General features: G+C 69.2%; 21 protein-coding genes. 9 read left to right on the forward strand and 12 right to left on the reverse strand.

Going from position 1 to position 19,556, the window contains the following annotated elements; translation table 11 throughout:
- Positions 1–91 precede the first annotated feature (91 nt).
- Positions 92–286, reverse strand: coding sequence for a DUF397 domain-containing protein (locus ACWFRJ_RS38325; protein WP_453542101.1), 195 nt, complete (start codon positions 284–286; stop codon positions 92–94).
- Positions 287–297: 11 nt separating this feature from the next.
- Positions 298–1,149 (reverse strand): helix-turn-helix domain-containing protein, encoded by an 852-nt coding sequence (locus ACWFRJ_RS38330; RefSeq protein WP_453542104.1) that lies wholly within the window; start codon positions 1,147–1,149, stop codon positions 298–300.
- 214 nt (positions 1,150–1,363) lie between these two features.
- On the opposite strand from ACWFRJ_RS38330, the gene ACWFRJ_RS38335 reads away from it, so the two are divergent.
- Positions 1,364–1,819 carry an ATP-binding protein gene (locus ACWFRJ_RS38335; protein ID WP_453542107.1) on the forward strand — a complete coding sequence of 152 codons (456 nt, stop codon included), beginning with the start codon at positions 1,364–1,366 and terminating at the stop codon, positions 1,817–1,819.
- Between the two features lie 92 nt (positions 1,820–1,911).
- Here the strand turns inward: ACWFRJ_RS38335 and ACWFRJ_RS38340 are convergent, their stop codons facing one another.
- The 8 genes from ACWFRJ_RS38340 to ACWFRJ_RS38375 form a co-directional block, all read right to left on the reverse strand.
- A complete protein-coding gene (locus tag ACWFRJ_RS38340) occupies positions 1,912–2,226 on the reverse strand; it encodes a hypothetical protein (RefSeq protein WP_453542110.1) in 315 nt (104 codons plus the stop codon).
- A gap of 79 nt (positions 2,227–2,305) precedes the next feature.
- Positions 2,306–2,950, reverse strand: a complete 645-nt coding sequence (locus ACWFRJ_RS38345) for a hypothetical protein (RefSeq protein WP_453542113.1) — start codon at positions 2,948–2,950, stop codon at positions 2,306–2,308.
- Between the two features lie 307 nt (positions 2,951–3,257).
- Complete coding sequence (locus ACWFRJ_RS38350; RefSeq protein WP_453542116.1) at positions 3,258–3,890, reverse strand: Uma2 family endonuclease; 633 nt, start codon at positions 3,888–3,890, stop codon at positions 3,258–3,260.
- Between the two features lie 205 nt (positions 3,891–4,095).
- Positions 4,096–4,866: a succinate dehydrogenase iron-sulfur subunit gene (locus tag ACWFRJ_RS38355; RefSeq protein WP_453542119.1), complete on the reverse strand. Its 771-nt coding sequence runs from the start codon at positions 4,864–4,866 to the stop codon at positions 4,096–4,098.
- Positions 4,866–6,620 carry a succinate dehydrogenase flavoprotein subunit gene (gene sdhA / locus ACWFRJ_RS38360; protein WP_453542121.1) on the reverse strand — a complete coding sequence of 585 codons (1,755 nt, stop codon included), beginning with the start codon at positions 6,618–6,620 and terminating at the stop codon, positions 4,866–4,868. The genes ACWFRJ_RS38355 and sdhA overlap by 1 nt, the downstream gene beginning before the upstream one ends.
- A gap of 16 nt (positions 6,621–6,636) precedes the next feature.
- A complete protein-coding gene (locus ACWFRJ_RS38365) occupies positions 6,637–7,134 on the reverse strand; it encodes a succinate dehydrogenase hydrophobic membrane anchor subunit (RefSeq protein ID WP_453542124.1) in 498 nt (165 codons plus the stop codon).
- A gap of 8 nt (positions 7,135–7,142) precedes the next feature.
- Positions 7,143–7,523 (reverse strand): succinate dehydrogenase, cytochrome b556 subunit, encoded by a 381-nt coding sequence (gene sdhC / locus ACWFRJ_RS38370; RefSeq protein ID WP_283779093.1) that lies wholly within the window; start codon positions 7,521–7,523, stop codon positions 7,143–7,145.
- A gap of 149 nt (positions 7,524–7,672) precedes the next feature.
- Positions 7,673–8,203 carry a 2-oxo-4-hydroxy-4-carboxy-5-ureidoimidazoline decarboxylase gene (locus tag ACWFRJ_RS38375; RefSeq protein ID WP_453542127.1) on the reverse strand — a complete coding sequence of 177 codons (531 nt, stop codon included), beginning with the start codon at positions 8,201–8,203 and terminating at the stop codon, positions 7,673–7,675.
- A gap of 262 nt (positions 8,204–8,465) precedes the next feature.
- On the opposite strand from ACWFRJ_RS38375, the gene ACWFRJ_RS38380 reads away from it, so the two are divergent.
- The 4 genes from ACWFRJ_RS38380 to ACWFRJ_RS38395 all read left to right on the forward strand — a co-directional run bounded on the left by ACWFRJ_RS38380 (position 8,466) and on the right by ACWFRJ_RS38395 (position 12,342).
- Entirely contained in the window at positions 8,466–10,076 is a 1,611-nt protein-coding gene (locus tag ACWFRJ_RS38380) for a beta-N-acetylhexosaminidase (RefSeq protein ID WP_453542130.1), read from the forward strand.
- A gap of 105 nt (positions 10,077–10,181) precedes the next feature.
- Positions 10,182–11,036 (forward strand): DUF4328 domain-containing protein, encoded by an 855-nt coding sequence (locus ACWFRJ_RS38385; protein WP_453542133.1) that lies wholly within the window; start codon positions 10,182–10,184, stop codon positions 11,034–11,036.
- Positions 11,037–11,167: 131 nt separating this feature from the next.
- Positions 11,168–11,674: a hypothetical protein gene (locus tag ACWFRJ_RS38390; protein ID WP_453542136.1), complete on the forward strand. Its 507-nt coding sequence runs from the start codon at positions 11,168–11,170 to the stop codon at positions 11,672–11,674.
- An 80-nt stretch (positions 11,675–11,754) separates the two neighbouring features.
- Complete coding sequence (locus tag ACWFRJ_RS38395) at positions 11,755–12,342, forward strand: hypothetical protein (RefSeq protein WP_453542139.1); 588 nt, start codon at positions 11,755–11,757, stop codon at positions 12,340–12,342.
- Between the two features lie 81 nt (positions 12,343–12,423).
- Here ACWFRJ_RS38395 and ACWFRJ_RS38400 read toward each other — a convergent pair whose 3' ends face one another.
- Entirely contained in the window at positions 12,424–14,958 is a 2,535-nt protein-coding gene (locus ACWFRJ_RS38400; protein ID WP_453542574.1) for an FG-GAP-like repeat-containing protein, read from the reverse strand.
- Positions 14,959–15,289: 331 nt separating this feature from the next.
- Here ACWFRJ_RS38400 and ACWFRJ_RS38405 point away from each other — a divergent pair, with 331 nt between their 5' ends.
- The 4 genes from ACWFRJ_RS38405 to ACWFRJ_RS38420 all read left to right on the forward strand — a co-directional run bounded on the left by ACWFRJ_RS38405 (position 15,290) and on the right by ACWFRJ_RS38420 (position 18,361).
- On the forward strand, positions 15,290–15,919 hold the full coding sequence (locus ACWFRJ_RS38405) for an RNA polymerase sigma factor (protein WP_453542142.1): 630 nt from the start codon (positions 15,290–15,292) through the stop codon (positions 15,917–15,919).
- Between the two features lie 13 nt (positions 15,920–15,932).
- Positions 15,933–16,199, forward strand: coding sequence for a hypothetical protein (locus ACWFRJ_RS38410; protein ID WP_453542145.1), 267 nt, complete (start codon positions 15,933–15,935; stop codon positions 16,197–16,199).
- Between the two features lie 384 nt (positions 16,200–16,583).
- Positions 16,584–17,249: an RNA polymerase sigma factor gene (locus ACWFRJ_RS38415; protein ID WP_389904070.1), complete on the forward strand. Its 666-nt coding sequence runs from the start codon at positions 16,584–16,586 to the stop codon at positions 17,247–17,249.
- Complete coding sequence (locus ACWFRJ_RS38420) at positions 17,249–18,361, forward strand: hypothetical protein (protein ID WP_453542148.1); 1,113 nt, start codon at positions 17,249–17,251, stop codon at positions 18,359–18,361. The genes ACWFRJ_RS38415 and ACWFRJ_RS38420 overlap by 1 nt, the downstream gene beginning before the upstream one ends.
- 207 nt (positions 18,362–18,568) lie before the next feature.
- Here ACWFRJ_RS38420 and ACWFRJ_RS38425 read toward each other — a convergent pair whose 3' ends face one another.
- Positions 18,569–19,468 (reverse strand): L,D-transpeptidase family protein, encoded by a 900-nt coding sequence (locus tag ACWFRJ_RS38425; RefSeq protein ID WP_453542151.1) that lies wholly within the window; start codon positions 19,466–19,468, stop codon positions 18,569–18,571.
- Positions 19,469–19,556 lie beyond the last annotated feature (88 nt).

Here is a 19,556-nt window from a genome sequence, read left to right on the forward strand (position 1 = left end):
TCAACTCACTCGCCGACTACCTCACCAAAATCAACCCACCAACCACCGATACCTGACAGCAATTTAAAGCCGCCATTTCTGGCGCATCACACTAGTCGCCTATGCCGAAAGTCTCTCGGCGTATGGCTCCCAAGAGAGAGCTGAGCGCGGCGGCTCGCAGAGTGATGATGGCGTCTGGGGCATCGGACTCCCGGAGGTGCAGCGTGCTGTCCGGGGCGGTGGCGAGTTCGACGCAGTTGCTGGCCTCGCTGCTGTAGGACGACTTCTGCCAGTGCAAGTCGGGCATCGTGGGGCCTTTCAGGGGGCGGCGATGAGGGAGCGGATGAAGTCGCGGGATACGGAAGCGTCCAGAGACAGGTTCTCCAGGCGGCCCATGATCGTGCGGTACTTCATCAACTGTGCCTCTGCGTGCAGGAATTCCGAGCCGTGCTCCGTGTCAAGTTGCACCGTGTCCAGTTGGAGGTGCGGCCCATGGGCGATGACCACTGTCTGCCCGGCGCCGGGGAAGACCCCCGCAGCGAAGGGCAGGACGCGGACGGTCACGCTCTCACGTTCGCCCATCTCCGCGATGTGTGCCAGCTGCTTGCGCATGATCTCGGCCCCACCGAACTGCATACGCAGGGCAGCTTCGTGGATGATCGCTGCGTATGGCGTCGGGGCGTCGGCGTAGAGGACTCCCTGGCGCTTGATCCGGTGGGAGAGGCGGTGCTCGACGGACGGTGGTGAGAGTGCCGGGACGTTCTGCTGGAAGATCACCCTGGCGTAGTCCGGGGTCTGCAGCAGACCGGGCAGGTGGGTGAACTGGACCGTTCGCAGTGCGGTCGCGTGCTCTTCCATCTCCGACAGGTCGACCAGTACCGGCGGGAGGATGTCGCGGTAGTCGTCCCACCAGTTGCGGGAGCGGCCTGTGGTCATCGCGGCCAAGGCCTCGATGTACGGCTCGTCAGCGCAGTCGTAGCCCAGTGCGAAGGCTCGAACGCGGTCGGCGCTGACGCCAAATCTGCCGGCTTCGATATTGCTGATGTGTGCTGGGTTGACGCCCAATTTCTGGCCCGCCTCCCGGGAGTTGAGGCCAGCGCGCTCGCGTAATTTTCGCAGCTCAGCGCCTAGGCGCTGCTGCCTGACGGTCGTGGTCGACCTGGGTGGCACACCCTCACCTCGTTAAGGAAGTTTCCTTGTTCAGTAGCAGTATTGTAGTTGGCTGCCCTACGGTGAGTATTGCATCAATCACCCAGCGTGGCCCGGGACTTCCGGAAGTGCACCGCCCTGCCCCGCGACGCACCGCAACGGCGGCACAGCCACCGCCCGGCACCGCGCAGCTCACCCCCACCCAACCCCCGTACCTCAAAGAGGAGTTACGGCCATGCCCGAACTCGCCCTGATGAAGCAACCCGCCACTCCCGCCGACGAAGACTGGGAGTACGCCCTCCGCATCCCCCACACCCCCCTCGGCCCCGGCATCGTCCGGGCCCACGTGCGCGCCGTCCTCGCCCGCTACCGCGTACACCCCGCCGTCCTCGACAACGCCCAGCTCGTCGTCTCGGAGCTGGTGACCAACTCCCTTGCCTGTGCGCGTGATTCCGTAGCTGTGCGCCTGGCCCGTACCCAGGCCGGGATCCGTCTCAGCGTTTGGGACAGCAGTCCGCAGCTGCCGCCGTCGCCGCCCCTCGGCATCAGTGACGTCGACTCCGAGCGCGGGCGCGGTCTCTGGCTTCTCCGTAGCTGTGCTGACGACTGGGGGCACTACGTCCTCGTCAACGGGCGCCGCTCCTGCGGCGGCAAGGAGATCTGGGCGGAATGGCGCGCCCCGTACACATAGCTCGCGAAGCGCATGGCCCCCGATACACATGGGCCCCGCTCCTCGAAAGGAACGGGGCCCACAGCAACAACGTACGACCGACCAAGAAGAACTCAGCCGCCGTCACCCGTAACCCACGCCCGCATCCGGTCGGTGATTGCCGTGAGCTGTCCGGCGTCGGCCAGGCTCAGATGTTCATTGGTGATCTCCCCGCTGGAGATTTCTCCCAGCTGCAGCTCCGCCTCACCGGATTCCCACACCGTCAGTTCGGCGAGGCGTTCCGGCCCATCGATGCCCAATGATGCGCTCTGCTTGGCGCGACCAGAGATCGGGTCCTGCCAGACGATCTCGTACAGCGAGGTGTCCAGCTCGGCGGTCAGCCGGCCGCGCAGGGCGCGTAGGTTATCCAGCTCCACCTGTGAATTCATCCTTGCTCATGAGCTTTTAGATGTTATGCGCGTCGAGGGCCGTGGAGCAGAAAGGCGCCGGTCCTCGTAGCGGTCCGCACTACTTGCACCCGCCCGGGCGGGTCTCCAGGGAGACGGTCTGCCACACGCCCTGCTCGGACTTGGTGAGCCTGGCCCGGTACTGCAGCACCGAGTCGGGAGTGTCCGGGGTGGCCGTGACCTTCTTGGTCTTTCGGTTCTTCGTGGACGCCTCGCGCTCGTCGACGCAGTAGAAGAACACAGCCGCGTCCTTGCCACTGACGTTGACCTTCGGGTCGTAGGCCTTGACCTCACCGATCAGGCTGTCGTCGGTCTCGGTGAAGCCCTTGATCCACTTGCGGGCCGTGGTGAGAGAGGCGCCCGAGTCGTAGAACGCCACCGCGTCCGAATCCGGGTTTCCCTCGATGATCGCCGCGTACTTCGCCCGAAGCTCCTCCTTGCCGTCGTCCAGGACCCCCTGGTGCTTCGGGTCGCTGTTCGTCCAGCCCGCGAAGTTCACCTCGAACTCCGCCGGGAGCTTGATCTCCGGGCGCTTCGTCCCGCCCGGCTTCGCCGACGGGCTGGCGGAAGCCTTCGAGCCGCCGTCACCCGCACCCTCGATCTTGTCCGAGGAGTCCTTGTCGCCGCCCCCGGAACCACACGCGGTCAACAGCAGGGCCGCGGACGCGACGAGGGCGGCCGTCATGAGACGGGTGGGGCGGTTCACTCTGGACTCCCGTTTGAGGTGGGGGTAACGCAAGCGAACCAACGCTACCTCTGGGGCTGACCGCCGGCGCCATTTGCCGTTGCAGGCTTCGCTGGCCTGGGTGTGCTGTGTTGAGCCCGTCCCGCTGGCTGGCAAGGAGATCTGGGCGGGAGTGGCGGGCCCCGTGTACGTAGCTCGCGAAGCGCTGGCCGTCGACGCGTGTGGGCCAACTCCTCGGAAGGAGCGGCCCACCGCAACGTACGACCGACCAAGAACTCAGAAGCGACGCGTGGTCAGCGACAGTCCGCTCGCACGCGCTCTGACCTGCTCAACCGCCGGGCTGAGTTTGCGCGGCCCGCCCTGCCGTCAAGACCTCCGTCACGTCGAGCGTCACCTTGGCGCCGATCGAGTCGGGGAGGGTGAGGAGTTGGCCGGGGGCGTGGACCTGGTGCGTTGTGTACTCGTCGCCCGACGGGTTCGTGAGGGCGTGGAGGCGCTGGTGTTTGCGGTCGACGATGACGTAGACCGGGAGCCCGGCGGCGGCGTATGCCGCGACCTTCGCGCGGAGGTCGTTCTGGTAGTTGGTGGAGGTGACCTCGAGAACCAGACGGAAAGCGATGGGGTCGTAGCAGTTGTTCTCGATGAGGTGTTCTTCGATGTCGGCGTCGACGACGACGAGGTCGGGGATCGCGTAGTCGTCGGTGCCAGTGGGGAGCCAGAGGCCGACCCCTTCGAGGACCTCGGTTTCGCCGCCGTCGAGCCCGGCCGTGGCGAACGGGCGCCTCAGCCGGGAGAGGGCGCGGGCATGAGCCACGTCAGGGGGCGGGGTCACGGTGATCTGGCCTCCGATGATCTCGACGCGGTGGCCCGGGTTGCGATCCATGAGCAGGTTCGCCTCGGCGAGCAGAGACAGCTCGCCGGACATGTCGTCATGGGGCCGCTCGGCAGCTGCTGCGGACATCGCGTGCCTCCTGAGGGCTGGTGTCGAGAGCATCATCGTAGGGCGGGCGTGGGGCGCGAGTCCCGTTCCGACCCGTTCACCGGTACGGGTGAGGACACCCGGGTGAGGACACCCGGGTGAGGACACCCGCCCCCGACGCACATGGGCCCCGCTCCTCGAAAGGAGCGGGGCCCATGGCAACAACAACGTACGGACGAAAGGAAAATCAGAAGCGGCGCGTGATCAGCGCCCTCTTTACTTCCTGGATCGCCTTCGTGACCTCGATGCCACGCGGGCACGCGTCCGTGCAGTTGAACGTCGTGCGGCAGCGCCACACGCCGTCCTTGTCGTTCAGGATCTCCAGGCGCTGCTCGCCCGCCTCGTCACGCGAGTCGAAGATGAAGCGGTGCGCGTTGACGATCGCCGCCGGGCCGAAGTACTGGCCGTCGTTCCAGAAGACCGGGCACGACGACGTGCACGCCGCGCACAGGATGCACTTCGTGGTGTCGTCGAAGCGCTCGCGGTCCTCCGGGGACTGGAGGCGCTCGCGCGTCGGCTCGTTGCCCGACGTGACCAGGAACGGCATCACGTCGCGGTACGCCTGGAAGAACGGGTCCATGTCGACGACCATGTCCTTCAGGACCGTCAGACCCTTGATCGGCTCGACCGAGATCGGCTTGGAGGGGTTCAAGTCCTTGATCAGGGTCTTGCAGGCCAGGCGGTTGCGGCCGTTGATGCGCATGGCATCCGAGCCGCAGATGCCGTGGGCGCAGGAGCGGCGGAAGGTCAGCGACCCGTCGAGCTCCCACTTGATCTTGTGGAGGGCGTCGAGGACACGCTCCTTGGGGTCGATCTCCACCTGGAAGTCTTCCCAGGTCGCGTCCGCCGAGATCTCCGGGTTGAAGCGGCGGATGCGGAAGGTGACCGTGATGTACGGGGAGTCGGCGAAGCCGGCCTCGGGCTTGGCGTCTTCCTTGTCGAGGGTCGGGGTTGCCATCAGTACTTACGCTCCATCGGCTGGTAGCGGGTCTGCACGACCGGCTTGTAGTCGAGCCGGATCGACTCGGCGCCGTCGTCGCCTACCTCGCGGTACGCCATGGTGTGGCGCATGAAGTTGACGTCGTCGCGGTTCGGGTAGTCCTCGCGGTAGTGACCGCCGCGCGACTCCTTGCGGGCCAGGGCCGACTGCGCCATGACCTCGGCCAGGTCGAGCAGGTTGCCCAGCTCGATGGCCTCGAGGAGGTCGGTGTTGAAGCGACGGCCCTTGTCCTGGATCGAGACGTTGAGGTAGCGCTCGCGGAGCTCCGCGACCTTCTCCACCGCAGTCTTGATCGTCTGCTCCGTGCGGAACACCATGACGTTGGCGTCCATGGTCTCCTGCAGCTCCTTGCGGAGCTCGGCGACCCGCTCGTTGCCCGAGGCGTCACGCAGACGCTCCACCTGGGCTACTACGAGCTCTTCCGCGTTCTCGGGGAGCTCGATGAAGTCGTTCTTCGCCGAGTACTCCGCCGCCGCGATGCCCGCACGACGTCCGAAGACGTTGATGTCCAGGAGCGAGTTCGTGCCCAGGCGGTTGGCGCCGTGGACCGAGACGCAGGCCACCTCGCCCGCCGCGTACAGACCCGGGACGACCGTGGTGTTGTCCGCGAGGACCTCACCCTGGACGTTCGTCGGGATGCCGCCCATGGCGTAGTGCGCGGTCGGCTGGATCGGGATCGGGTCCGTGTAGGGCTCGATGCCGAGGTACGTGCGCGCGAACTCCGTGATGTCCGGGAGCTTGGCGTCCAGCTGCTCCGGCGGGAGGTGCGTGAGGTCGAGGTAGACGTGGTCGCCCTCGGGGCCGCAGCCGCGGCCCTCGCGGATCTCCGTGTAGATGGAGCGGGACACGACGTCACGCGACGCGAGGTCCTTCATCACCGGCGCGTACTTCTCCATGAAGCGCTCGCCGTCCTTGTTACGGAGGATGCCGCCCTCACCACGGGCGCCTTCCGTAAGAAGGATGCCCATGCGCCAGATGCCGGTCGGGTGGAACTGGAAGAACTCCATGTCCTCGAGCGGCAGGCCACGGCGGTAGCAGGCCGCCTGGCCGTCGCCCGTCAGCGTGTGCGCGTTCGACGTCACCTTGAAGAACTTGCCGGTGCCGCCCGACGCGTAGACCACGGACTTCGCCTGGAAGAGGTGGATCTCGCCGGTCGCCAGTTCGTAGGCGACGACGCCCGCGCTCTTCTTGACGCCGTCGACCTCTACGAGGAGCTGGTCGAGGACGTAGAACTCGTTGAAGAACTCCACGCCCTCCTTGATGCAGTTCTGGTAGAGCGTCTGGAGGATCATGTGGCCGGTGCGGTCGCCCGAGTAGCAGGCACGGCGGACAGGAGCCTCGCCGTGGTTGCGGGAGTGACCGCCGAAACGGCGCTGGTCGATCTCACCCTTGGGCGTACGGCCGAACGGCAGGCCCATCTTCTCCAGGTCGAGGACCGCGTCGATGGCCTCCTTCGCCAGGATCTCGGCGGCGTCCTGGTCGACCAGGTAGTCGCCGCCCTTGATCGTGTCGAAGGTGTGCCACTCCCAGTTGTCCTCCTCCACGTTGGCGAGCGCGGCGGCCATGCCGCCCTGCGCCGCGCCCGTGTGGGAGCGAGTGGGGTAGAGCTTCGTCAGGACCGCGGTGCGGCTGCGCTTCGTCGACTCGATGGCCGCGCGCATGCCCGCGCCGCCGGCGCCGACGATGACAGTGTCGTACTTGTGAATCTTCACTGGGTTCGCCTCGGCTTTAGCGGATGTTCGGGTCGAAGGTGAAGATCACCAGCGTGCCCAGAAGGATGGTGAACACCGTGGCGGTGTACAGCAGGCCCTTGAGCCACAGGCGCGTGTTGGCGCGCTCCGCGTAGTCGTTGATGACCGTGCGCAGGCCGTTGGCCCCGTGCAGCATCGCGAGCCACAGCATCAGCAGGTCCCAGACCTGCCAGAACGGCGAGGCCCAGCGACCGGCGACGAACGCGAAGCCGATCTTGCTCACTCCGCCGTCGAGCACCAGCTGGATCAGCAGGTGACCCAGGACCAGGACGACCAGGACGACGCCGGACAGGCGCATGAAGAGCCACGCGGCCATCTCGAAGTTGCCGCGGGTCGAGCGCGGGGTCTTGGAGGTGCGCTTGCGCGGGGCCTCGATGAGGGGAGCCGGGTTGTCGACGTCGTAGAGTGAGGCGCCCTCGACGGGACCCACTCCGGACGCTCCGGACTTCTCGAGCGTGGTGTCTGTGTCGGACATGTCTGGCGTCAGCTCCCGAAGACTTCGCGGACGGCGTGGCCGAGGACCGGGTAGAGCGCCCCGACCATCAGGACGACCCAGATGCCCACGACGGTCCAGAGCATCTGCTTCTGGAAACGCGGGCCCTTCGACCAGAAGTCGACGGCGATGACACGCAGGCCGTTCAGGGCGTGGAAGAGGATGGCGGCGACCAGGCCGTACTCAAGGAGTGCGACGAGGGGCGTCTTGTAGGTGCTGACGACATCGTCGTACGCCTCAGGAGAGACGCGGACGAGAGCGGTGTCCAGCACATGCACGAACAGGAAGAAGAAGATGAGGACGCCGGTGACTCGGTGAGCCACCCAGGACCACATTCCTTCCCGGCCGCGGTACAGCGTTCCAGCCGGCACGGCAGAACCCTCCGGGAGCGGGGATTGGGGCCAGCCGGCTTGGGTGGTCGGACGGGCCCGGCCGGGTACGGTCCACCGGCCGCTCGTCATCGTATCGACGAGTTGTCGGTTCGTTCGCGCCGGGTAGCCAGGTGTGATCAAACAGGCAATCAAACAGGCACGTACGGGCTATTCAGGTCGTGCACCAGCCGGGTGAGTCGGCCGCGTGCCAGCTTCCTCAGTTCCTCGGCCGCGAGCACCCGCTCCTCCTCCGGGTCGTTGGCGAGGCGGGCCCGGATTCCGGCGAGCAAATGGTTCAGCGCCTGGCTCGGCCGTACTTCGTCCAGGCAGATCACGAAGACGTGACCGAAGCGGCTCTCGTACGCGGCGTGCGCGGCCCGCAGGGCGGTGTGGGCGGCGCTGTACGTGCCCTGGCTGGGGACGGTCGGACGCAGAGGTTCGCAGGCCAGGGCCTCGGCGAGGTCCGCGAGCGGCAGGTCGTACGCCGCTTCGTCGGACGCGGCGAGCAGGGCGTCCAGGTCGGGGTACGGCCGGTGGGCGACAAGGCGGCGGGCCCACAGATGGCTGCCGCAGCAGGTGAGCAGCGCGGCTTCGGCCGCGTCGGGCTCGGCGTTGTTCAGCTGCTCGGGGGTGCTTGGCGAACGGTGCGGGGACAGCGGGGGCTCCTGGGCAGGGGGCATCGGAGAGGCAAGGAGTGAGGGGGAGTGGGGGATTTTGTCGTCACGCTAGCGACGTGTGGTGGCGGCTGTCGGACGGATGCGTGAATTTCACCCGGATGGGAGAGTTTCGCTTCGCGTTGTGGACGGGGTGGCCGCGGGGCCCGCTTTACCGTGGGCGGATGTTGGCTCTGACTGCTGATGTCCTTGGCGCCCGCCCACCCGTTGGCCCCCCAGCGTGTTGCACCGCAGCGTATTGCCCCGTAACCGTACGAGGCGGCAACCAGTGACCCCCCGCCGCATCGTCCTCGCCACCGCCGGAGTCGTGGCCGCCGGGGCCGTGGCCCTGACCGTGGCCGTCTGGCCGGACGGCGGGGACGGCGGGGACTCAGCGCCCTCCTCCAGCGCGTCGCCGCCCTCCGACAACAAGTCCGCCGCGTCCCCTACCCCCTCGAAGTCGTACGCCCTCTCCAAGACCCCCGCCACCATCCCGGCCGTACGCGAGCACACCGCGGCGCGCGGGCCCGGCTGGAAGCCGAAGGACGGCGGGCATGTCGTCGTCGGTGACGGCGACCTCGCGGACGAGGGCAAGCTGCTCGCCGGTGAGCTGAAACTCAAGTACGCCGGTGACGCCGACCCCCGCAAGGGCGACGTGGAGCTCGCGCTCACCCCGGAGAAGGCCGACGCGTCCGAGGGCAGGGACGAGTCGTACACCCTCTCCGTGAAGAACCAGCGGGTGAAGATCAGCGCCCCCGCCGACACGGGCGTCTTCTACGGGACCCGCACGCTGAAGCAGGAGGTGCGCGGCGACCGGACCGCGCCCGAAGGCGTCGTGCGCGACCGTCCCGCCAAGCCGCAGCGCGGATTCATGATCGACATCGCGCGCAAGCACTTCGACGCGGCGTGGATCGAGGACCGCATCCGGGAGATCGGCGACCTCAAGTACAACCAGCTGGGCCTGCACTTCTCCGACGACCAGGCCTTCCGCATCGAGTCGGACTCGCACCCCGAGATCGTCTCGCGCGACCACCTCAGCAAGGCGCAGGTCCGCCGCATCCTCAAGCTCGCCGCCAGCCGCCACATCACCGTCGTGCCCGAGATCGACTCGCCGGGCCACCTCGGCGCGGTCATCGCCGCGCACCCCTCGCTCCAGCTCCGCGACACCCGTGGCGTCGCCGCGCGCGGCGCCGTCGACATCTCCAAGCCGCAGGCGGCGGAGATCGTGGATGACCTCCTTGAGGAGTACGCGGACCTCTTCCCGGGCCGCTACTGGCACCTGGGCGCCGACGAGTACCAAGCCCTCACGGTCGACAACCCGGAGGCCAGCTACCCGCAACTGGCTTCCGCCGCCCGCAAGAAGTACGGGTCCGGCGCCCGAGTCCAGGATCTCGCGACCGGCTGGCTCAACGACCGCGCCGAGACCATGCGCCCCTACGAGCGGGGACTCAAGGCCTGGAACGACGGGTTCTTCCGCGGCGGCGTCGAGAAGGCCGACGGCGACCTCGAAGTCGCGTACTGGACGGGCAAGGAGATCGGCGCGAGGGAGCCGACCGAGTACCTGAAGGCGGGCCGGAAGGTCGTCAATTACAACGACGAGTACCTCTACTACGTCCTCGGCCAGCCCAACACCTTCCGCTATCCCACAGGGCAGCGGATCTACGAGCAGTGGACCCCCCGGGTGATCCGCGGGACGAAGCCGGTGAGCGCGGAGTACGACGACCAGATCCTCGGCGGCACCTTCGCGGTCTGGTGCGACCTCGCCAATTCGCAGACGCAGGCGCAGGTGGCCCAGGGAGTGCGGATGCCACTGCGGGCGACGTCCCAAAAGCTGTGGGATGCACGCAAACCGAGTCCGCCCTGGGGAGAATTCGTGAAGCTTGCCGACCAGGTGGGATAAGTTCCGGAGGCCGCCGACGCCCTGGGGAGGGACGTGGGCGGCCTCTCTTGTCCTGACTCCTGTCCTGCTCCTGTCCTTGATGAACCCGTGGGGGGTCGCTCAGCCATGCTGTGCACGCAATGTCAGTTCAATACGGCGACGACATCGGACGGCCTCTGCGGCATCTGCGTCACGGCGGCCGCACACGCGCAGCCGGCGCCTCGCCCCGGGTACGCGTCCAGCAGGAACCCCGCCCATCTCCGCTCGCCGGTCGCACTCGCACGGGCGACCGTCGCGCTGCTCGTCGGCGTCATCGCCGCCGACCTGTACTCGCTGTGGGCGGGCACGGTCATCCAGGGCGTGATGGACGACCTGATGAGCCTGGACCGCGGGGTGGGCTACGGGGTGGTGGGCCAGGGAACGGATCTGGTGCGGGAGGCCGAGCGCGCCGACACCCTCTACGCCGTCTCCGGCTGGCTCCAGACCGCCGTGCTCGTGGCCACCTGTGCCGTCTTCCTCTGCTGGTTCTACCGCGTCCGCGTGAACGCCGAGGTGTTCGAGCCGCACATCCACACCAAGACCCGCGGCTGGGCGGTCGGCGGCTGGTTCGTGCCCTTCGTGAACCTGTGGGTCCCGCGGCGGATCACGCTGGACATCTGGGACGCGAGCGGCGACCGCTCCGTGGCCCTCGACCGCACGATGACCCTCGGCGACGCATCGGCCCGCGCCACGCACCCGCTCGTCAACGGCTGGTGGACGCTGTGGGTGGCGAGCATCCTCGTCGGGCGGTGGGCGTCGGCGGGGTACTGGAACGCGGAGGAGGCCGACGAGATCGACGCGGCGGTCTCCAGGATGATGTTCGCGGACGTCGTGAACATCGCGGCCGCGGTCCTCGCGGTCCTCGTCGTACTCCGCCTGACGCGGATGCAGGACACGAAGGCGAGGTCGGGGCCAGTGGCCGGCGGGGTCCACTCCGCCTGAGCGGTCCGGCCCGAGAGATTCCGTCTGACAGGTCCGCGAGATCCGCTTTCGGCTTTTTGGTGGCGAACTTGCATACGTCTGTGGTGTATTCGCCCAAAGCCGATCGAAGCCGTACACGGGGAGACGCGAGCATGGGCTACTGGGGTTACTACGTCGTGGGCAGGAGCGAGCGGCCGCTCGTGGAGCTCACGGCGGTGGCGGCGGTGCGGGACGAGCTCAGTCTCCTCGTGCGGCGGGACGACGGCTGGCAGGTGTGGGAAGTGCCGGGCGGCGACGGCGCGCGCGACGTCGGCAACATGAACACCCTGGCCCTGGAGACGGGTTCGCCCGCCCTCTTCGGCTACGTCATGGACAGCGACTGCGTGGTCGTCGAGGCGGCAGCCCCGGAGAGCGGCGCGTGGACCACGTGCCTGGCCCGCGAGGCGATGACGGCCTACCTCGGCGACGACGGCCTGAGCCTCGACGACTACTTCCTGGAGCCGCGCGACGCGGCGGACCGGGCGGTGACGTGGGCGGCGGAGTCCGGCAGGACGGTGAAGGCGGGGCCGCTCCTGGACGTGCTGAACGCCGCGGCCGAGCCCTCGGCGGAGGAGCTCTTCTTCCGCTTCCTGGACCGGCTCGGCGTGGTGCCGCAGTGACGTTCCTGGGGGCCCGAACGCAGTACCGAACGCAGTAGGGGACGTGCATTGTCGTTGTCCGTGAACAGGAGGCGTACACCATGGGTGGCCCGAGTCTGGTCGAGCTGATGGCCGAAGCGGACGAGAGGGGTCTTGCGGCGAGCGGGCTCGCCTGCCTCGACCGCTGCGTACCGCTTCTCGGCGGCGGTGACGACGTACTGCGCCCGCTGTGGGCGAGCCTCGCGGAAGGCAGGGCCTGGGACGTGGCGCTCGCCGATGCGCGGATGACGCTGGGCGGCGCGGACGTCCTTGAGGACTCCTCCGCCGACGAGGCCGTCACCCTCGCCTACCGCATGCTCGGCGCCGCGCCCTCCACGCGGTCCGCCGCCGAGCTGCGGGAGTGGGCCGACGCCTGCTCCGTCGCCGCGCTGCAGATCCATCGGCTGCTCGACACCGTGCCGGACGGTGGCGCCAGGCCGCTGCCCGTGAGCGCGAGGCGCGAGGGACGTACGGAGGGGATGTCGCCGCTGGTCGCCGCCGAGTTGCGGCGCCAGGTACGCGTCCTGGAGCTGCTCGCCACCCCGGGCACGGGCACCGTCCCCCTGCGGCAGGCCCGCGACACGTCCACGGAGGCCCGCCGGATCCTACGGGCGGTGGTCTCGCGCCGGGAGCGAGGGATGAGGGTGTGACTGCAGGAAAGTCCCGGAAACCCCGCCCGAAATCGGCGTGTCCCCGGGACTTTCCCGCAATTCCCCAACAGCGGCGGAGGGTTACGGCGTCAGCGTCTGGCCCAGGTGGGCCGCCGCCGGAGTGCCCAGCTGCGTACGGCCGTAGTAGACGCCGGTCGTCGTCGAGACGCCGGACGCGGTGCTGTCCAGCTGGAGGAGCGTGCCGTTGCCCTCGTCCTCGCCGTCCACGCCGATGGCGAGGTCGGCGCGGCCGTAGCCCGACAGATCCGCGAGCATGACCGATGAGCCGAGGCGGTCCGCCGACTCCGTGGAGCCCGCGATGCCCTCCGTGTCCTGGCTGAACGCCTGCGCGCCCGTTCCCGTCAGGCCCGACGACGTGCCCTTCAGTAGAAGTGACGTGCCCGCGTCCTTCTTCGCCGAACCGGAGCGCGTGATGTCCTCGTTCGGGGCGCCCGTCAGGACGTCCGCGTAACCGTCCAGGTTGAAGTCGCCCGCCGAGACCGACCAGCCCATCGCGTCGCCCGACTCGGCGGCGCCCGGGACTCCGGACGTGTCCTGGTGGACCGTCTTCATGCCGGTGGTCGTGAAGCCGGTCGGGCTGCCCGGGACCACTGTCACCTGGCCGCCCGCGAAGGCGCCCGACTCGGCCGTGTACGGCTGGCCTATGACCAGGTCGTCGTAGCCGTTGCCGTTCACGTCGCCCACCGCCAGTGAGCGGCCGCCCTTGACCGAGAGCGAACCGACCCTGCTCAGGCCCGACCTGGTGCCCTTGAACCACTGGACGCGGCCGATTCCCGACTGGTCGCGGTAGTTCAGGGCCACGTCCGCGTAGCCGTCACGGTTGAAGTCGCCGGACGCGGCATCGGCGTACGCGATGGCCGTGTCGCCCGACGTCAGTGTGCCGCCCACCTCGTTGCCCGCCTTGAAGCGCGCCGCCCACGTGCCGCCGGTGCCGGTGGACGCGGCGAAGACGTCCGCCTTGCCGTCCGCGTTGAAGTCGCCGACCGCCACTGCCGAGCCGAACTTGGCGCCGGGGTAGTGGAAGTCGTCCGCCAGCTGCATGTCCGTGCCGGAGGTGAAGTCCGGGCCGTAGAGCATCGTGACCGCGCCGCGGTCCTTGTTGGTGGTGTCGTCCTCGCCGGGGGCGCCGATCGCCAGGTCCGCGTGACCGTCGCCGTTGATGTCGCCCCAGGCCGTGGCCGCCGCCCAGTTGTCGCCCGCCTCGGAGGCGCCGGGGACGCCGGGGCTGGATTGGGTGAGCGTCTTCTTGGAGCCGCTGACCGGGCCGTTCAGGCCACCCGGGACGATCGTCAGGCTGCCCACGCCGCCCGATGCCTTGGGCGTGCCCGCCACCAGGTCCGTGATGCCGTCGCGGTTGAAGTCGGAGGTCGGGAGCGCCGAGTTGCGGCCCGCGCTCGACGCGTAACGGCGGATCTCGGGGAGCTTGGAGTACAGGTTCTTGCCGGGGCACGCCGTCGCGAAGCCGTCCCGGTGGCCCGAGATCGTGTTGAGGGAAGGGGTGTCGCCCTTCTTCCACACGCCGGTGTCGTCGGCCGCCGTCAGCGTGACCTTGCCCGAAGGGCTGCCCTCGTACTGGCCGAGCTTCCAGGCCGCCACGCGGGAGACCGACTCCAGGGCGGCGCGGGTCGGCTTGCCCGCCTTCGTGTACGTCTCGCCCGTGGCCGGCGACTCGTTGCCCTCGAAGTCGCCGAGGACCGCGATGCCCGCGGACTCGCCGTTGAAGCCGTACGTGTGCGCGCCGCGCACCGGCAGATCGGTGCCGCCGCCGCGGCCCTCGAAGATCTGGCCGCACTTGTCCACGAGGAAGTTGTAGCCGAGGTCGTTCCAGCCCTCGGTCTCCACGTGGTACGTCATGATGCCGCGGACCAGGGCCGCCGACTGGGCGCAGCTGTAGTCGTTCGTACCGACCGTGTGGTGGACGAAGACCGCCTTGACCTTGTCTATGTACTCCGGCGGGTCCTTGACCTGCGACTCGTCCGCGCCCCAGGCCGCCCTGCCGATCATGGGCGGCTTGGTGACGGTGGACGGCGGAGCCGTCGGAACGGGCGGAACCTCGGGCTCCGGGGGCTCTGTGGACTCCGGGGCGCTCGGCTCCGGCGACCCCGTCTCCTCATCGGCCGCGAACGCCACCGGCGTCATCGCCGAACCGTCGAGCGCCGGGTTCTTCGCCTCCTTGGACGTCACGCCCGGGTCCACGAGATTGACCTCAAGTGCCTTGGGAAGGACGGCACTTGAGGTGCCGTCCGCCGCGACCACGCGGACCTCGACGCCGTCCGACGGGCCGACCCACAGCGGCTCGGACGCGGCACGCGTGCCCGCCTCGGCCTTCTCGGGCAGGTGCAGCTCCAGGTCCAGGTTCTGCCAGCCGGTCCACTTGTCGCTCTCGACGGAGCGCGTACGGACCTGAGCCGTGCCCTCAAGCTCCTTGGTGACGCCGGTCCACGAGACGCCGAGCAGGGAGAACTGCTCCGTCGACGTGCGCGGCAGCTCCCGCTCCTTGGCGCCGTCGGCCTTGAGCGCGATGTCGTGCACGCTCACCGGGCGCTTGTCGCGTGAGACGCCGCCCGGCTGATCGCCGGTCACGGGATCCGCCATCGCGTACGTGACGGCCCCCGCGCCCCCCAGTACGACGGCCCCGATCGTCAGCCACGCCCTGCGCTTGATACTCAGCGGTCTGTACGCGTGCGAGTTTCGCGCTGATTCGCGCGGTTTGCGCGGGCTCAAATGCCCCACCCCTTAGCGGAATTGCCGGTTGACCCGGTTGGCCAAAGCGAGAGCGTACGACTGTCTGAGGGGTCAAAGGGTTGTACGGGAGGGTCCGGGGGCTCTGGGTGTTTATCCGGGCCTGTGACATTTCTGCGGGCCGTGGCGCAGCTCTCCGTGGGGGCATGGACACGGTGAGCTGTGCCGCATCGGATGGGAAAGCGTGGGTCGAGGAGGGGAGCCCCGTCGAGCGCGGACGGGGGACGAGGAGCTGGGCGCCGCGGTCGCGCGGGCGCAGGAGGGCGACGAGGCTGCTTTCGCGGTCGCGTACCGCCTGGTGCAGCCGGGGCTCGTCGGCTATCTGCGGGGTCTGGTCGGCCATGACGGCGAGGTCGCGGAGGACATCGCCGCCGAGGCCTGGCTGGAGATCGCCCGCGACCTGGGGCGGTTCCGCGGCGGCGGCGAGGGCTTCCGCGGCTGGACGACGACCATCGCGCGCCACCGGGCCCTGGACCATCTGCGACGCCAGAAGGTCAGGCCGCGCCCGTCCGTCCTGGAACAGGACATCCTCGAACTCCCCGGACCGCACAGCACGTCGGAGCAGGCGCTCGAATCCATCTCCACGGAGAAGGCCCTGGCGCTGATCGCGAAACTGCCGCGCGACCAGGCGGAGGCGGTGCTGCTGCGGGTCGTCGTCGGCCTGGACGCCCCGGCGGCGGCACGGGTGCTCGGCAAACGCCCCGGGGCGGTACGTACGTCCGCGTACCGGGGTCTCAAGCGGCTCGCCGAACGGTTAGGCGATACCCGGGGTGTGACGGATGACGGCGCCGGTCCGCTTGGGGAGTCGAGATGACCGGGGAGTCAGGATGAACGCGAACGAACGTGTGGACGCTCTGCTGGGTGAGGCGGTGCGTTCCGTCGCCGTCGACGCCGAGGCGGAGCGACGGGCGGTCGCCGCGTTCCGCTCCGCGCGCGACGAGGGCACCCACCGGGCCCGCACCCGCCCCCGCGACGACTGGCGCCCCCGCGCACTGGCCTCACTAAGAGCAGCGGCGAACACGATCCTGGCGAGCGCACTACTGGGCAGGGCCGAGCACGAGGGCCCCAAAGGGGCGCGAGGAACGGCGCGCTGAGCCACAGCGCACCCGCAGAGTATGAGCCGGAGATCAGCGCCCCATAGGGGCGCGGGGAACGGCGCGACCAGCCACAGCGCACCCGCAGAAGAAAACGAAGAGCGGCGGCACGCAAGGCCGACCCGCCAGGCCCCCGCCAAGGTGAGCGGCCGGGGTCGCCACCCCCCACAGGAGAGACCCCGGCCGTCACGCGGACGGACCGCACGCGGCCCGTATTCCCTTCAGCGCCGCGCGTGCGTTTTCTGTCACACCGCGTTCTGTCACCCGCTAGTTGCGCGTTGTACCAAACATGGACGTGAGCCCACTTCAGCCCGTAGCGTGCTGCTTCGCGCCAGGCTCTGCGGGGGCATGACCGCAACCGGTGTAGGCGCATAGGGAGAAGTTGTGCTGGGGGACGACGCGGAACTGACCGCCGCGGTGCTTGCGGCACAGGACGGGGACGAGACCGCGTTCCGGACTGTGTACCGCGCCGTGCACCCGCGGCTGCTCGGCTACGTACGGACGCTGGTCGGCGACCCGGACGCGGAGGACGTCGCGTCCGAGGCCTGGCTGCAGATAGCCCGCGACCTCGACCGGTTCAGCGGCGACGCCGACCGGTTCCGCGGCTGGGCCGCGCGCATAGCGCGCAACCGGGCGCTCGACCACATACGCATGCGGGGCCGCCGCCCGGCGATAGGCGGCGACGAGACCGAGCTCACCGGAAAGCCGGGCGACGCGGACACCGCCGACGAGGCGATGGAGTCCCTCTCCACCGGCGACGCCCTCGCCCTGATAGCCCAGCTCCCGCAGGACCAGGCGGAAGCCGTAGTACTCCGGGTGGTCGTCGGCCTCGACGCCAAGAGCGCGGCACAGACCCTCGGCAAGCGCCCCGGCGCGGTCCGCACCGCCGCGCACCGCGGCCTGAAGCGGCTCGCGGAACTGCTCGGCGCGGAAGGCCCGTTGAACGAGGGCGCGCTCGACGCCGTACCGCCCCAGAGAGAGCGGCGAGGGCACGCGGTGTCACCTGCCGGTGTGACGCATTCGCGTGTCCGGGCGCAGAAGGACATGTGATGGCCGACGAGGATTACAGGTGGCTGGACCGCGACGCGGCGGAGCGTTTGCTGAGCGGTGAGCCCATCGACGGCACCGACCCTGACAGGCGGGAGCAGGCCGCACGACTGGCCGAGGCCCTGGCCGCACTGGCGGCTGACGACCGCGCGGGCTCCGTCGTACCCGCCGACATTTCTGCCGAACTCCCTGGTGAAGCGGCTGCCCTCGCCGCGTTCCGGGAGGCTCGCGGCCCTGAGACACGAGCGGCTTCTACGCGCGTGGGAGCGGGCGAGACGGTGCATATCGGGCGCCAGGTCGAGCCTCCGCGTGCCGCACCCTGGGCTCGCCCCGTGCGCTACGGCCTCGCCGCCGTCCTCGCGGGCTGCATGATCGGCGGCGTCGCGGTGGCGGCAGGCACGGGCGTGCTCCCCTCGCCGTTCGGTCACCATGACACGCCGGGCCCCGCGGCCTCCGCCTCGTCCGTCGCCTCGCCCGAGCCGCTCGCGTCCCCGCGCGGTGATTCGAGCAGCTCCCCGGACGTGGAACCCGACGACGTGACCACCACCCCGGAAGGCCCGTCGAGCGAACCCGGCACCAGCGCGCCGCCGCCGGACGCCGGAAAGTCCGAGGGCGCCTCCAAGGGCGGCGCGGACACCACGAAGCCCGGCTCCGGCGATCCGCAGCGCAAGGACGAGGCCAAGGGCTGGTACCGCAAGGTGGTCGTCGCCTGCCGCGACTACCGCAGCGGAAAGCTCCAGGGCGAGAAGAGGCGCCGCCTGGAGGAAGCCGCCAAGGGCTCCCAGCGTGTGACCGAGTTCTGCGGCCGCGTCCTGTACGGCTCCGGCAGCGACCGCGAGAACAACGGCTCGGGCAATTACGGCGGCAACGCCGGCGGTGACGGCAAGGGCGACGGCGGCGACCACGACGGCGACCACGACGGCGACGGCGACGGATCGAACGACGGCGGATCGAACGACGGCGGCAACGACCACTGGGGCAACGGCGGAGGCACCCTCCTCCCGCCGGTGGACGCTCCTTCGGTGCCGCACCCGGCGCCCGCTCCCACTCCCGCTCCCACTCCCACCGGCTCGTACAGCGCGCAGCCCGTGCTCCCGGGCGACGAGACCCTGTAGGCCGCGGCCGGTCCCAGTAGGTCCCGGCCGGGTGTGACGTTTTTTGGAGCAGCGACGCAGTAAGAAGTGAGCCGACTGGTCATCGGCCCGCGCACGAGCCAGGGGTTCCCCCCGTACCTTTGGCTCCGTGCCACCAGCGTGGGCGGGAGACGTTCCCCCGATCCCGCCCACGCTGTTTAATCTCCCCGGATCACTCGTAGCCGCGGATCACTTGTAGACGACGACCTTGTCGCCCTTCTCGACCGCCGCGAACAGATTCGCGATCTTCTTCTTGTCCCGTACGTTCACGCAGCCGTGCGAGGCGCCGTTGTAGCCCCTCGCCGCGAAGTCCGACGAGAAGTGCACGGCCTGGCCGCCGCTGAAGAACATGGCGTACGGCATGGCGGTGTCGTACAGCGTCGAGACGTGGTGCCGGGACTTCCAGTAGACGGAGAACGTGCCGTCGCGGGTCGGCGTGTACTGCGAGCCGAAGCGCACGTCCATCGTCGACACGGTCTTGCCGTCGATCATCCAGGTCAGCGTGCGGCTCTCCTTGCTGATGCACAGGACGCGTCCGGTCATGCAGCGCTTGTCGGGCTTGGACGCCGGGATGCCACCGCCGGAGTAGAGCTGGTACTTCGTCGGCTCGCGCGTCATGCCGACCAGCTTCTGCCAGGTGACCGTGTCCGTCGTGCCCGTGCTCGGCAGGCCGCGCTTGTCCTGGAACCCCCTGACGGCGGCGGTCGTGGCCGAGCCGTACGTCCCCGTTGGATCCTCGAAGAGCCAGGCGACCTGCCGGAGCCGCGCCTGCAGTTCCCGCACCTTGTCGCCGCGCTGCCCGGGAGCGAGCAGGGTCTTCGGGGCGGGCGTCGGGGTCGCCACCGGGGTCGGCGTTCTCTCGGGCTTCTCCTCGGGCGTCCCCCCGGACTTTTCGCCGGGCTTCCCCTCAGGCGTCCCGGACGGCGTATCGGGGCCGCCCGAATCCGTCTTCGTGGGAGAGATCCGGACCGGTTGCGCCTTGCCGTCCGAGTCGACGGGCTGGGCCTTGCACCCACCGACGCCGACCAGGGCGACCGTGACCACGGCCCCCACGGCTATCGCACCTTTGCGCACAACGACCCCCGCCATCGCTCGACTGCTCTACAGACCCGCTGAGAATCTTCCCCGCGAATGACCACCCCTGAACGTTGCCCCATGCTGGAGGAGGACCGCTATA

This window comes from Streptomyces sp. NPDC055239 (genome assembly GCF_053606205.1).

What these genes read in the sequence shown, in the direction of transcription:
- ACWFRJ_RS38325 (WP_453542101.1), bottom strand. Translation starts at nt 286, where the DNA reads ATGCCCGACTTGCACTGGCAGAAGTCGTCCTACAGCAGCGAGGCCAGC.
- ACWFRJ_RS38335 (WP_453542107.1), top strand. Translation starts at nt 1,364, where the DNA reads ATGCCCGAACTCGCCCTGATGAAGCAACCCGCCACTCCCGCCGACGAA.
- ACWFRJ_RS38340 (WP_453542110.1), bottom strand. Translation starts at nt 2,226, where the DNA reads ATGAATTCACAGGTGGAGCTGGATAACCTACGCGCCCTGCGCGGCCGG.
- ACWFRJ_RS38350 (WP_453542116.1), bottom strand. Translation starts at nt 3,890, where the DNA reads ATGTCCGCAGCAGCTGCCGAGCGGCCCCATGACGACATGTCCGGCGAG.
- ACWFRJ_RS38355 (WP_453542119.1), bottom strand. Translation starts at nt 4,866, where the DNA reads ATGGCAACCCCGACCCTCGACAAGGAAGACGCCAAGCCCGAGGCCGGC.
- ACWFRJ_RS38365 (WP_453542124.1), bottom strand. Translation starts at nt 7,134, where the DNA reads ATGTCCGACACAGACACCACGCTCGAGAAGTCCGGAGCGTCCGGAGTG.
- ACWFRJ_RS38375 (WP_453542127.1), bottom strand. Translation starts at nt 8,203, where the DNA reads ATGCCCCCTGCCCAGGAGCCCCCGCTGTCCCCGCACCGTTCGCCAAGC.
- ACWFRJ_RS38385 (WP_453542133.1), top strand. Translation starts at nt 10,182, where the DNA reads ATGCTGTGCACGCAATGTCAGTTCAATACGGCGACGACATCGGACGGC.
- ACWFRJ_RS38390 (WP_453542136.1), top strand. Translation starts at nt 11,168, where the DNA reads ATGGGCTACTGGGGTTACTACGTCGTGGGCAGGAGCGAGCGGCCGCTC.
- ACWFRJ_RS38395 (WP_453542139.1), top strand. Translation starts at nt 11,755, where the DNA reads ATGGGTGGCCCGAGTCTGGTCGAGCTGATGGCCGAAGCGGACGAGAGG.
- ACWFRJ_RS38400 (WP_453542574.1), bottom strand. Translation starts at nt 14,958, where the DNA reads ATGGCGGATCCCGTGACCGGCGATCAGCCGGGCGGCGTCTCACGCGAC.
- ACWFRJ_RS38410 (WP_453542145.1), top strand. Translation starts at nt 15,933, where the DNA reads ATGAACGCGAACGAACGTGTGGACGCTCTGCTGGGTGAGGCGGTGCGT.
- ACWFRJ_RS38420 (WP_453542148.1), top strand. Translation starts at nt 17,249, where the DNA reads ATGGCCGACGAGGATTACAGGTGGCTGGACCGCGACGCGGCGGAGCGT.
- ACWFRJ_RS38425 (WP_453542151.1), bottom strand. Translation starts at nt 19,468, where the DNA reads ATGGCGGGGGTCGTTGTGCGCAAAGGTGCGATAGCCGTGGGGGCCGTG.